We start from the raw sequence: 11940 nt of genomic DNA, 5'->3' as shown, positions 1-11940 counted from the left end.
CGTGGACGGCCGCGACGTGCATCCATGCGCAACACCTCTTCTGCTAGAAGGTGTTGCGACCACCCCTTGAACCCAGGGCCCCGAACGGGTGCAAAACCGCACACAACCGAATTGGGGCGCCCGCAGTCGAGGCGAGCAGCCGGCCCGAGGCGAGCAACTACTGCGGCACCACGGCCCGGAATACCTCATCGCGAGCCGTGCCGGCATGCAGGATCACCTCTGGGTCCGAGGCTGGAATCCACAATGCCCCGCCAGCGTGCACCCGGATATCGGTATCGCCGCTGCGGGCAATGACCTCGCCGCGCGTGCACGCGATGATCTGCGGCCCGCCGCGGGATAGGCCATGCGAGACGCTGTGCCGCAGGCCCGTGGCATCAAGCTCGATGCGCGAGAGGGCGAACTCGTCGATCGGGGCCTGATACACCTGCTCGACGGTGCCGCCCGGCTCGGCATTGCGCACGGCGACGGGCGCTAGCGGAAACGGTTCGAAATCGACCACCCGCAGCAGCTCGGGCACGTCCACATGCTTCGGGGTGAGTCCACCGCGCAGGACGTTGTCGGAGTTGGCCATCAGCTCCACCCCCACGCCGTGCAGGTAGGCATGCAGGTTGCCCGCGCCGAGGAAGATCCCCTCCCCCGGCTGCAGCGTGATGTGGTTGAGCAGGGTCGACGCGAGCACGCCCGCGTCTCCCGGGTAAAGCTCCACGAGTTGCAGGAGGTTCCGGGCGACCTCGGAGAAGCGCCCGCGCGGGGAACGGCCGAGCAGCCCGACGCATGCCTCCGCGAGATCGTCCACCAGCTCGCTGACATCGCTCGAGGGAAGAGTGATCCAGGTGGTGAACAACGCGCGCAGCCCCGAGCCGTCGGGTTGCTCCGCCAGCAGGTCCCGGTAGGGCACGAAACGCTGCGAGCCGAGCTCCTCGAGGAACGCGACGGTCGCTGCCGGATCCCGGAAGCCCGCCATCGCCGAGAACTGCGTGAGCGCAACGATCAGCTCCGGCTTGTGGTTGTCATCCTTGTAGTTCCGCGACCTGGCATCCAGCGAGATGCCCCGCTGGTTCTCCCGCTCGAACCCTTCCTGGGCCTGTTCCCGGGAGGGGTGCGCCTGCAGGGACAGCGGCTCCTCGGCTGCCAGGACCTTCATGAGGAAAGGGAGCTGCTTGTCGAACCGCTCGCAGACCTCCTGCCCGAGCGCCGCGACGGGATCCTCCGCGATCTCGTCGAGCAATGTCGCGCCCGACTCCAGCAGCCTTGACGGGTCGGCGGGGTGGGCGCCCATCCACAGCTCGGCCTCGGGGTGCGGCGACGGGCCCGATTCCCCGCGAAGCCCAGCCAGCGCGGTGCGCGAGCCCCAGGCGTAGTTGCGGACCGGGCAATCAAGCAGTTGCATCAGTGGGACCTCGCTAGCCGTGCGTATGCCGCCGCCATGTCCATCCGCACGCACAGCTGGAGGGTGTCGGTGAGCAACTGTCCGAGGCTCCGGGCCGGGGCATCGCTGCCGGAAACCAAGGGTTCGGCAGGATCCTCGGGGTTGGCGAAGAGGTAGTCCGCGGCGCTGCCGAGCAGCGCGGCGCGGCTCCTTGTCCCGGGGCCTGGCATGCCGCGCGAGACGATCATGATCTTTACTGGTTCGGCGCCGATCGGGCCATCGATCTCGGGATCGTGGAAGATCGGATCGATCTCGGTCGCGGCGGCGGGTCGAGCGGCCAGCTGATCGAGCACCTCCACGACCTCCGGCAGGCTTGCCGAGGCCGCCACCATCCCGCCGACACGGAGCATCGCCGAAGCCGCATGCCGCGCGAGCACCTGGTCGCCCGGGGCATCCCCCGCGAATACCACGCGGTGGTCCAGCAGCTTGCTCGCCAGGGATTTCGCGGGATTGCCAAGTACCTCGCGCTCGGGGTGGCCGCGGAGCGCCTCGTCATCGAGGACATCGGCAATAGCGTGCAGCGCGATCGACGCGACGGCCTCCCCCGGCCCGATGTGCCGCAGCACGGCGAGCACAGTGCTCGCGTAGCCGCAGGTCGCGAACATCTCGGGGACGGGCACGCGTGGTGGCATCGCGATGGCGTGGGGCGCCCCCGCGGCGCGCATGGGGCCCTCGCTAGGAGTCGCGACAACCACGCCGCAGCCGCGCCGGACTGCCCGGTCGACGGCCGCGACCATAGCGGGATCCCCAGGATCATCGCCCATGACGATGATCACGTCGAGTGGTCCGATCCAGGTTGGCGCGTGATCCACGACAATAGCGGGGAACGAGAGTTCCGCCGCGACAGCATCAAGGACCAAGTGGCTCGCCGCGATCGGGACGGCACGGCGCGCGACGATCACCAGCGCGCGCGGCCTGGACCCGGGCAGGCGAGCAAGGGCGCCCTCGGCGACGGCGGTATCGACCGCCCTGGTCTGCGCTCCCGAGAGTGCTGCATGACGGAGCAGGCCCGATCGGTCGGCAGAGGCGAGCGTGGCCCCGTCGTCGAGGTCAAAGCCAGGCGCGAGCGTGTTCACCGCGGCCACCTCCTTCCAGGTGCACTTCTCATTATCCTGCAGCGCCCCCAGCATGTCACCGCCGGATTATCGCCAGCACCTCATCGGTGATGCTCGTGACGGTTCCAGCATCGGCTGCCTCGACGTTGAGCCGGAGCAGCGGCTCGGTGTTCGAGGCACGCAGGTTGAACCATGCCCCGTCGCCGAGGTCGACGGTCATGCCATCAAGCTTGTCGATCTCCTTAGCCCGCTCGGCGAACGCCTCCTCCACATCGTTCATGCGCGCGGTGGCGTCATCGACGGTGGAGTTGATCTCGCCCGACGCCGCATACCGGTTGTACTGCGCCATCAGCTCCGAGAGGGGCTTGTCCTGCTCAGCGAGCGCGGCAAGGACATGCAGTGCCGCGAGCATCCCCGAGTCAGCGCCCCAGAAGTCGCGGAAGTAGTAGTGCGCGGAGTGCTCGCCGCCAAATACCGCACCGGTCTGCGCCATGGTCTGCTTGATGAACGAGTGCCCGACTCGGGTGCGCACCGGGGATCCGCCGTGCTCCTCCACGATCTCCGGGACAGCGCGGGAGGTGATGAGGTTGTAGATGATCGATGCGCCCGGGTGCTTCGCGAGCTCCCGCTCGGCGACCAGTGCCGTGACCGCGGAGGGAGACACGGGGTCACCCTTCTCATCGACGACGAAGCATCGGTCGGCGTCCCCGTCGAAAGCCAGCCCGATATCCGCGCCGGTCTCGCGCACGTGGCGCTGCAGGTCCACCAGATTGGCCGGATCCAGCGGGTTGGCCTCGTGATTGGGGAAGGTGCCATCGAGCTCGAAGAACAGTGGCTCGACGGTGAGTGGCAGCGGCCCAAGAACGGCGGGAACGGTATGCCCGCCCATGCCGTTGCCGGCATCAACAGCAACGACGAGCGGGCGCATGCTCTCGAGCGCCACGAGCTTGCGCAGGTATGCCGCATAGTCCGGGAGGAGGTCATCGGTGGCGGCCGAGCCGGGCGCCCCGTCATAGACCGGAACGCCGTGGATCACTTCTTCCGCGATGGTGCCGAGCCCGGTCTCCTGGCCCACCGGCTTCGCGCCGGAGCGGCAGAGCTTGATCCCGTTGTACTTGGCGGGATTGTGGCTGGCGGTGAACATCGCGCCCGGGCATTCGAGGGTGCCCGAGGCGTAGTAGAGCTGATCGGTCGAGGCAAGGCCGATGTTGACGACGTCGAGCCCGTGGTCAGTGACTCCAGCAGAGAATGCCTCGACCAGCTCGGGCGAGGAAGCGCGCATGTCATGACCAACAACGATGCGGGCCGCGCCCTCGGTGCGCATGAGCCTCGCGAATGCCGCGCCCACATCGCGCACGAAGGTGGCATCGATCTGCTCACCGACCACACCTCGCACGTCGTAGGCCTTGATCACCGCGTTCACGGCTTCGGCTGGTCGACTCATCTCCGGCACTCCCGTCATGCTTGCGTCACTGCGCTTTCCGGTCCGAGCCTAGTCAGGTTTCGCGCAGGATGCGGGGGGAAGCGCCGATCCGGCAGCGCCAGGGAGCGCGCTTCCCGGGGCCCCGGCACACCTGCTATTCGGTGTCCGCGGGCGTGACTATGCGCAGGTGCGCGCGCCGGGCGGGCCCGCTGCTGCTGGACGCATCATTGTTGCTTCGCGGGGATGCATCGAACTGGTCATCGTCCGCTGTCGTGGCCGTCCGAGCCATGGCTGAAGCGACTGGATGCTCCGATGCCCCGGGGAGATCGATCCATGGGTCATCATCGACCTGCGACGCGTTGTGCTGGGCCTGATCCAGCTGGGCGTTCTCGAGATTGGCCTTCTCAAGATGGGCACTGCCGAACCGTGACTGATCCAGGTGAGCCTCGAAGCCCGGCGCATCCATGTCATCAGCCGTGGCTTCGTGGAGCCCGGCCGTCGCATCCGCAGGGGTGGAGGCCGGCTCGCGCTCGGACTCGGGAACCCATTCACGCACCAGGTCCCAGCCCATCGGCGGAGCCAGCCTGATCGCATGCTGCTCGCACAGGTCCCAGGAGTGCGGGCTGTCCAGGGCCGACAGGTCCGCGAGCACGACCTGAGACTCCGCATAGATATATGTCAGCGTCGCGACGGCAGGGTTCCTGCAACCCGGCTTGCAACAACGACGAAGCATACTCACACAGCGGACACTAGCCGCTAGCCCCGTGTTCACCGGCGCGACTCGCCGCCGCGAGCGGTTTTTTCGGGCTTCGCGGCCGGATCCCGCCAGGCTTTGGGCCACCACCGGTACAGTGCATCCATGCCAGATCATGAGCGTGGGGACACGGGGGGCGAACAGATTACGCGCGCCGGGGCCCAGGTAGCTGCATCGGGGCAGTCCCGTGCGCGGCGCTGCACCACGCGAGGCGTCGAGAAGCGCGGGCGCGGACTGCGCGGGTCTCTCGTTCCACCGCGGCTCCCCGCCCGCAAGACGCGAGCGGAGCGCTTCGATGCGATCGTGCTCGATGCGTTCGAGCCGATCGAGGCTCGCTGGCGCAAGCGCCTCGCGAAGCTCGATATCGCGGTCGACGACGTGCCGCGGGTGCGCGCGCGGAACCCGGATACGGTGGCCTGGCCGCCCGAGATCGTTGCTGACGGGCCAGTGCCCCTCTCACGACTGATCCCGGCGGGGCTCGATTCGGCCGGGCAGCCCACGCGCGCCCGGATCGTACTTTTCCGGCGAGCACTCGAGCTGCGGGGCGAGGCTCCGGAGGAGCTGGTTCGCCTTATCCATGAGGTATTGGTGGAGCAAGTAGCGACGTATCTCGGCCTGCCGCCGGACATGGTGGCCCCGGATGGCAATGGAGACCTCGACTAGGGGCGCGCCTCGGTCGCGCTCGATAATTCAAAGAGTTCTCTAAGAGAAGCTCTAGAAAATAGTAACTCGGGCCCGAATGGCCCTATTGCCATGCCCAAACAGAATGGGCGTACGCGGTATGCATACAATATGTCGCGTACGCCCATAATTCGATCAGAGAATCTCTCAGGAACTTCTAAGCATTAGCCTGCGGGGATGCACGCACCCTCTGCATGCATCCCCGCAGCCTTGCTCGGCGACCGTTGGGCCGCCGGGCCTTTACGAGACGATTCCGCGCTTCAGCCGCCGACGCTCCCGCTCCGAGAGGCCGCCCCAGATCCCGAAGCGCTCGTCGTTGGCCAAGGCATACTCCAGGCATTCATCGCGAACCTCGCACCCCAGGCAGATGCGCTTGGCCTCACGCGTGGAGCCACCCTTCTCCGGGAAGAACGCCTCCGGATCGGTCTGCGCGCACAGCGCGCGATCCTGCCATTCCTCCTGGACAGCGGTGAAAAGATGGTCGAAACCAGCATCCACTAGGCTGAGCTTCGGCCCGCTCGCGCCATCGTTCCGATCCTCGCGCGGCATCGACACATCGGTCGATCGCATTGCAGCCATGTCGTCGGAAACCACGCGGAATGTGGCCGGGCGCTCAGCGCCCTGGACTCCTGGAAAGTGCGGCATAGTATGTATCCCCAACCTCTTGTCGCGCACTGCTGGCAATGAAGCTTGCCGGGCCGCATCTGCCACCGCCCCGAAGGGGGCAACAGCATGCATCCGTATTCGCCTCGCTCGTGGCCCGTCCCGAGTGGGCGAGTGTCATGAAGTGAATGACACATGTGTGATTAGACACTTTCTTGCTGCCTATTGCAAGCAAAACTGCGAAATCCCCTACCATCCTTCCACACCGGTGCGTCAAGCGACACAGCCCCGTTTCCGAAACGAGTATGAATTCATACACGCTCGAGCGCTCCCCGCTCCACACGGCTTCGTCCCTCGGCGCAGCAGCACGTAGGCTGTGACGCTGTGAAGGTCACTGTTCTCACCGGAGGCGTCGGAGGCGCCCGATTCCTGCTCGGCGCCAGGGAGTTCACCAGCGAGGAGTCCGCGAGCGGGCCCGGGAGCCCTGGAGCACCGCGCGAGCCGGGCACTCCCCCAGGCGCCCGGTCAACGCCGCACGATCCCGCCCTGGCCGCTCCAGCGCCGAAAGAGCTTGGCAGAAGCGACATCCCAAGAACTAGTACAACAGTACCAGAATCCGGCTCGGAGGCCCCCACGGCGATCGTCAACGTGGGTGACGACACCTGGATGCACGACCTGCGCCTGTGCCCCGACCTCGACAGCTGCATGTACACCCTTGGTGGTGGCATCGACAACCACAAGGGGTGGGGACGGGCCAATGAGACCTGGAGCCTGCGCGAGGAACTGGCCGCCTACGGCGCCCAGCCCGACTGGTTCGGGCTCGGCGATCGCGACACTGCTACCCACCTGATCCGCAGCCAGATGATGCGAGCGGGCTACCGGCTCTCCGACATCACCGCCGCGCTGTGCGCGCGCTGGAACCCCGGTGTGCGCTTGCTGCCCGCTAGCGACGACCGCTCCGAGACCTTCGCCGTGGTGACCGACCCTGGTAGTGGCGACAAGAAGGCCATCCACTTCCAGGAGTGGTGGGTCAAGCATCGCTCCGACATCGAGACGCACTCCTTCGTCCAGGTCGGCGCCGACGAGGCGCGGCCCGCGCCCGGCGTCCTTGACGCGATCGCAAGCGCTGACATCGTCCTCATCGCCCCCTCCAATCCCGTCGTGAGCATCGCTCCCATCCTCGCCATCCCCGGCATCCGTGGGGCACTGCGCACCACCGAGGCGCCGATCGTCGGCATCTCCCCCATCATCGACGGGGCGCCACTGCGCGGCATGGCCGATCGCTGCCTGCGCATCGTTGGCGCCGAAGTGTCCTCGCAGGGCGTCGCCGAGTACTACGGGGCCCGGACTGCCACCGGCATCCTCGACGGCTGGCTCTCCCACACCGGCGATCCCGTGTCCATCCCCGGCGTCGCCGTCCGCGAGACCGACATCATCATGCACGACGCCAGTGCCACCGCCTCGATGATCGAGCAAGCCATCGAGCTCGCCGGAGTAGCCAGGTGAGCATGGCCGACCATGGCGCGGAGAACGAGGTGCGCATCCGCGCCGTGCGGGACATCCCAGAGATTGCTCCCGGGGACGATCTGGTCGACCTCGTGGCAGGCCACCTGCCCTGGCTGCGCGACGGCGATATCCTCGCCATCACCAGCAAGATCCTCTCGAAGGCCGAGGGCCGGATCGTGCGCGCCCCCGCCGACCCTGACGCGCGGGATGCCCTGCGCCGCGAGCTCGTCCTCAGCGAGTCCACCCGCATCCTCGCCCGGCATGGCCGCACCCTCATCACCGAGAACCATCTCGGCATCGTGCAGGCCGCGTCAGGGGTCGATGGCTCCAACGTCGACACCTCAGCCATCGCGCTGCTGCCCATTGATCCCGATGCCAGCGCGGCCCGGCTCCGCGACGGCATCCGGGCGAGGCTCGGCGTCGATGTCGCCATCCTGATCACCGACACCATGGGACGCGCCTGGCGCAACGGCCAGACCGACGCGGCGATCGGCGCCGCGGGCCTCTCGGTGCTGCACGATTACACCGGCACCACTGATCGGCATGGCAACGACCTGCAGGTCACCAACATCGCCGTCGCCGACGAGCTCGCTGCCGCGGCCGACCTCGTCAAGGGCAAGCTCCACGGCACCCCCATCGCGGTGATCCGCGGCTTCAGCACGATCGACGATGGATCCACCGCGCGGGACCTCGTGCGCCCCGCGAACGAGGACCTCTTCCGCCTCGGCACCCAGGAGGCGCTCGGCCAGGGCTGGCGCGAGGCCGTGCTGCGGCGTCGCACCGTGCGCTCGTTCACCCGCGATGCCGTCCCCGAGGACCAGGTCCGTGCTGCGGTCGGCGAGGCACTCACCGCACCGGCCCCGCATCACACCCGTCCGGTGCGCTTCGGCTGGATCCGCGACGACCAGCGCCGCATCGTGATGCTCGACGCGATGCGGGACGCCTGGCGCGCGGACCTCGAGCGCGACGGGCTCAGTGAAGAACGCATCGCCGCCCGCCTCGCCCGCGGGCAGCTGCTCTACGAGGCGCCAGAGTTGATCATCCCGTTCCTCGTCCCCGAGGGCGCCCACGACTATGCCGACACGGCGCGCCAGCAGGCCGAGCGCACCATGTTCACCGTTGCGGTGGGCGCCGCGGTGCAGGCCCTGCTCACCGCGCTCGCCGCGCGCGGGATCGGGTCATGCTGGATCGGCTCGACGATCTTCGCCCCGGAAGTCGTCCGGGACCAGCTCGGTCTCGACGACACCTGGACCCCGATGGGCGCTATCGGGATCGGCTACCCCACCGAGGAGCTCGCCGCCCGCGACCCCCGTGACACCGATGGCCTGCTCCAGGAGTGGTGATGGATACCCTGCATGAATCCGCCCGCCACGCCCTCGAGGCCTTCGCTGCGCCCACCCCCGAGCAGGACTCGATGCGCCACGCCATGCTCGCGTTCCTCGCCGCCGCTCCCGACGGCTGCCTGCGCGGCTGCGTCGCGGGGCACATCACCGCCTCGAGCCTGATTCTCTCCCACGACGGGGCCGAAGTCCTGCTCACCCTGCACCCGCGAGTGGGTCGGTGGATCCAGCTCGGCGGGCACTGCGAGGAGCACGATCGCACCATCGAGGACGCGGCGCTGCGCGAGGCACGCGAAGAATCTGGCATCGGCGATCTCGAGCTCGATCCCGCCGTGCTCTCGCTGCATACCCATCCGATCACCTGCTCGCTCGGGCAGCCCACGCGCCACCTCGATGTGCGGTTCCTCATCCGGGCACCGCAGGGCGCCCGGATCACGCGGAGCGATGAATCCACCGATCTGCAATGGTGGCCCATCGACGACCTGCCGGCGAAGGCCGAGCACCACACCATCAACGAGATGGTGCGGCTCGCTCGCGCCCGCTGACCACCCCGCGCGGGCTCAGGTGGTGTAGTCGGCGTTGATGCGGATATAGCCATCGGTGAGGTCGCAGCCATACACGGTGAACGCGGCACTGCCTGTTGCCAGGGAGGCCGTGATCGTCACTTCCTCGCCGCGCATATGCTCCGCCGCGGCGTCGAGCACATCCTCCTTGGGGATCGGATAGGTCGTTACGTCCCCGAAGTCGATGCGCACGAGCCCAGGATCGATATCGGTCTCGTCGTCGCACTTGCCGATCGCCATGGCCACCCGGCCCCAGTTCGGGTCCGCGCCATGCACGGCGGTCTTCACCAGCGGCGAGTTGACGATCGCCTTGGCGACCCGCTTGGCCTGCCGCTCATCGCGCGCATCCGTCACCCGCACCACGATCGTCTTGGTGGCACCCTCGCCATCGGCCGCGATCATCCTCACCAGCTGTAGCGCCAAGTCGTGCAGCGTCTCCTCGAACTCCGCCAGGTCGACATCGCCCGCGAGCCCATTGGCGAGGACCGCCGCGGTGTCACTGGTGGAGGTATCCGTGTCGATGCTCAACGCGTTGAACGTGCGATCCACCACGCGCCGGAACAGCGCATCAAGATCTGCCTGCGCGATGCGGGCATCGGTGAAGAAGTACGCCAGCATCGTCGCCATGTTCGGCTCGATCATGCCCACGCCCTTGGCGATGCCCACGATCGTCGCCTCGCCGCAGCGTGCCACCACATGCTTGGGATGGGTGTCCGTGGTCATCATGGCCGCGGCGCACGCAGCGAAGTCCGCGGGCGGGAACGGCGGGTGGAGTCCCTCGAGGAACGCACGCACGCGACCCATCGGCAACTGACGGCCAATGACCCCGGTGGAGGCAATGAGGATGTCCTCGGGCTCGGCGGTGGCGAGCCCGGCGACCGCGGCGCGGATCTCGCGCGCATTGGCGAGCCCCTGATCGCCCGTGGCCACGTTCGCGTTGCGGGCTGTCACCACGATGCCGCGACCGGTGCCGCGGCGTGCGGTCTCGCGGCTGATGACCACGCTCGGGCCAGCGAAGCGTGACTTGGTGAACACCGCCGAGACGGTCGCGGGTACCTCCGAGATCACCGTGAAGAAATCCGGGGCGTCATCCTTGATCCCGATGTTTCCGGTGATGCCGTGGAAGCCAGCGGGGGCGCTAGGGGAACGATCGCTCATGCGCACAGCTTTGCACATGGTGTGACCGCACCGACAGCCGGTTTCCGGGCGTTCACGTATTATCGGCGCATGCCATCGAGGGGACGCGCGCGGCGCATGAGCAATCTGCTCGTGCTGCCGGTGCTCTCGCTGCTGCTTGCCTCGATGCTCACCGCGCCGCCGTCGGGAACCACCCTGGGCGTGGCACTGGCGGTGGTGGCAGTCTCGGCGCTCGCGCTGCGCCAGCCACGACCGGTCGTTCGCGGGCTCGCGAGCATCGTTCGGGCGTACACCCTCGCACAGGCGAGCCGCCGGGGCTCCTACATGCTCCAGAGCCAGCCCGATGCACCAGGAAGGCCCCGGCCGCGCGCGCCGGGGATGGTCGTCCACCTGGCGTGATGCCGACCTGGGATCGATTCCCCGGGCTGCTCCGCCACGCCGTGATCACCCAAATCCTTCCGCGTGCAGCAATGGGCACCGGCCTTGCTTCGCGCGCCCCGCGAAAGGCGCTCCCCATGCTCGATTTTGTCTATTACCCGGTCTCGGCGGTGCTGTGGTTCTGGCACACGGTGTTCGGCTCGTTCCTTGGCGCGGACAGCGGCGCTGCCTGGACCCTCTCCGTCGTGTTCCTCGTTTTCACCGTGCGCGTCCTGCTGTACCGGCCCACGGTCAATCAGGTGCGCACGACCCGCACCATGCAGAAGCTGCAGCCGCAGATCCGGGCGTTGCAGCACAAGCATGGGAAGGATCGGCAGAAGCTCGCCCTCGAGATGCAGGAGCTGCAGCGCGAGCATGGGTTCAATCCGCTGCTTGGTTGCCTGCCGATCCTCGTGCAGATCCCCGTGTTCATCGGCCTGTTCCACGTGCTGCGGTCGTTCAACCGGACAGGCACCGGCCTGGGCCAGCTGGGCCTGTCCCCCGAGCTCAACGCCGTGACCTCGAACTATGTGTTCAGTGCCGAGGATGTTCAGTCGTTCCTGTCCGCGCGATTGCTCGGTGCCCCGATCTCGGGGTGGATCACCCAGCCGCAGGCATCGCTGGAGGCGTTCGCCGAGTTCGGTGGCGTGCCGTCAGTGGCGGCGATCGCGGCTGTCGCGGTGCCGCTGATGATCGTGGCGGGCATCGCGACCCATCTCAACGCCCGGTTCATGCTGCAGCGCCAGTCCCCGGAGCTGGCCGACAACCCACAGACGGTGATCGTGAACCGGCTCGCGCTGTGGGTGTTCCCGTTCGGCGCGGTAGTGGGTGGCCCGTTCTTGCCGGTAGCGGTATTGATCTACTGGGTGACCAACAACATCTGGACCTGCTTCCAGCAGCACCTGGTGTTCCGCCGAATCGATGCCGAGGAGGCTAGGGCAGCGGAGCGCCGCGCGGGTCCCGAACCCACGCCGTGACGCTCGCGCGATGGTGAGAATGGGTCCAACGCGGGTCCACCACGCCAAAAGCACG

At 67.7% G+C, this 11940-nt stretch carries 11 protein-coding genes and 1 pseudogene; 6 read left to right on the top strand and 6 right to left on the bottom strand.

Features of this window, described 5'->3' with window-relative positions; all coding sequences use genetic code 11:
- Positions 1–157 precede the first annotated feature (157 nt).
- From manA to QC765_RS15875, 4 genes are all read right to left on the bottom strand, one after another.
- Positions 158–1390, bottom strand: coding sequence for a mannose-6-phosphate isomerase, class I (gene manA, locus QC765_RS15890; RefSeq protein ID WP_278315411.1), 1233 nt, complete (start codon positions 1388–1390; stop codon positions 158–160).
- Positions 1390–2505 (bottom strand): tobH protein, encoded by a 1116-nt coding sequence (locus QC765_RS15885; RefSeq protein WP_278315410.1) that lies wholly within the window; start codon positions 2503–2505, stop codon positions 1390–1392. Before QC765_RS15885 ends, manA begins: the two co-directional genes overlap by 1 nt.
- A 55-nt stretch (positions 2506–2560) precedes the next feature.
- Positions 2561–3928, bottom strand: a complete 1368-nt coding sequence (locus tag QC765_RS15880) for a phosphomannomutase/phosphoglucomutase (RefSeq protein WP_278315409.1) — start codon at positions 3926–3928, stop codon at positions 2561–2563.
- A gap of 133 nt (positions 3929–4061) precedes the next feature.
- The gene (locus QC765_RS15875; protein WP_373876781.1) at positions 4062–4640 is read right to left on the bottom strand and encodes a DUF3499 family protein; all 579 of its coding nucleotides are present in this window, start codon (positions 4638–4640) and stop codon (positions 4062–4064) included.
- A 126-nt stretch (positions 4641–4766) separates the two neighbouring features.
- Between QC765_RS15875 and QC765_RS15870 the strand changes: the two genes are divergently transcribed.
- A complete protein-coding gene (locus QC765_RS15870; RefSeq protein WP_278315407.1) occupies positions 4767–5324 on the top strand; it encodes a metallopeptidase family protein in 558 nt (185 codons plus the stop codon).
- A gap of 258 nt (positions 5325–5582) precedes the next feature.
- Here the strand turns inward: QC765_RS15870 and QC765_RS15865 are convergent, their stop codons facing one another.
- A complete protein-coding gene (locus tag QC765_RS15865; protein WP_373876780.1) occupies positions 5583–5912 on the bottom strand; it encodes a WhiB family transcriptional regulator in 330 nt (109 codons plus the stop codon).
- A gap of 417 nt (positions 5913–6329) precedes the next feature.
- Here QC765_RS15865 and cofD point away from each other — a divergent pair, with 417 nt between their 5' ends.
- The 3 genes from cofD to QC765_RS15850 are packed head-to-tail and all read left to right on the top strand — an operon-like array spanning position 6330 to position 9336.
- Positions 6330–7451: a 2-phospho-L-lactate transferase gene (gene cofD / locus QC765_RS15860; protein WP_278315406.1), complete on the top strand. Its 1122-nt coding sequence runs from the start codon at positions 6330–6332 to the stop codon at positions 7449–7451.
- A gap of 2 nt (positions 7452–7453) precedes the next feature.
- Positions 7454–8794: a coenzyme F420-0:L-glutamate ligase gene (locus QC765_RS15855; RefSeq protein ID WP_278315405.1), complete on the top strand. Its 1341-nt coding sequence runs from the start codon at positions 7454–7456 to the stop codon at positions 8792–8794.
- Complete coding sequence (locus QC765_RS15850; protein ID WP_278315404.1) at positions 8788–9336, top strand: NUDIX hydrolase; 549 nt, start codon at positions 8788–8790, stop codon at positions 9334–9336. The genes QC765_RS15855 and QC765_RS15850 overlap by 7 nt, the downstream gene beginning before the upstream one ends.
- A gap of 15 nt (positions 9337–9351) precedes the next feature.
- Here the strand turns inward: QC765_RS15850 and argJ are convergent, their stop codons facing one another.
- Positions 9352–10512, bottom strand: a complete 1161-nt coding sequence (gene argJ / locus QC765_RS15845; protein ID WP_278315403.1) for a bifunctional glutamate N-acetyltransferase/amino-acid acetyltransferase ArgJ — start codon at positions 10510–10512, stop codon at positions 9352–9354.
- Between the two features lie 69 nt (positions 10513–10581).
- Between argJ and QC765_RS15840 the strand changes: the two genes are divergently transcribed.
- The gene (locus QC765_RS15840; protein ID WP_278315402.1) at positions 10582–10890 is read left to right on the top strand and encodes a DUF6412 domain-containing protein; all 309 of its coding nucleotides are present in this window, start codon (positions 10582–10584) and stop codon (positions 10888–10890) included.
- Positions 10891–11006: 116 nt separating this feature from the next.
- Positions 11007–11882 (top strand): annotated as a pseudogene (yidC, locus tag QC765_RS15835) (membrane protein insertase YidC); the annotation flags it as partial.
- Between the last annotated feature and the right edge of the window lie 58 nt (positions 11883–11940).

Origin of the sequence: Hoyosella levis, from assembly GCF_026008515.1 — a bacterium.
Taxonomy (GTDB): Bacteria; Actinomycetota; Actinomycetes; order Mycobacteriales; family Mycobacteriaceae; genus Lolliginicoccus; species Lolliginicoccus levis.
The sequence above is the reverse complement of the archived record's forward strand: the minus strand, read 5'-3'. Positions and strand labels throughout refer to the sequence as shown.

Excerpts from the sequence above, each read along its gene's own strand:
- manA (WP_278315411.1), bottom strand. The coding sequence starts at position 1,390 with ATGCAACTGCTTGATTGCCCGGTCCGCAACTACGCCTGGGGCTCGCGC.
- QC765_RS15880 (WP_278315409.1), bottom strand. The coding sequence starts at position 3,928 with ATGAGTCGACCAGCCGAAGCCGTGAACGCGGTGATCAAGGCCTACGAC.
- QC765_RS15875 (WP_373876781.1), bottom strand. The coding sequence starts at position 4,640 with ATGCTTCGTCGTTGTTGCAAGCCGGGTTGCAGGAACCCTGCCGTCGCG.
- QC765_RS15870 (WP_278315407.1), top strand. The coding sequence starts at position 4,767 with ATGCCAGATCATGAGCGTGGGGACACGGGGGGCGAACAGATTACGCGC.
- QC765_RS15865 (WP_373876780.1), bottom strand. The coding sequence starts at position 5,912 with ATGCGATCGACCGATGTGTCGATGCCGCGCGAGGATCGGAACGATGGC.
- QC765_RS15855 (WP_278315405.1), top strand. The coding sequence starts at position 7,454 with ATGGCCGACCATGGCGCGGAGAACGAGGTGCGCATCCGCGCCGTGCGG.
- argJ (WP_278315403.1), bottom strand. The coding sequence starts at position 10,512 with ATGAGCGATCGTTCCCCTAGCGCCCCCGCTGGCTTCCACGGCATCACC.
- QC765_RS15840 (WP_278315402.1), top strand. The coding sequence starts at position 10,582 with ATGCCATCGAGGGGACGCGCGCGGCGCATGAGCAATCTGCTCGTGCTG.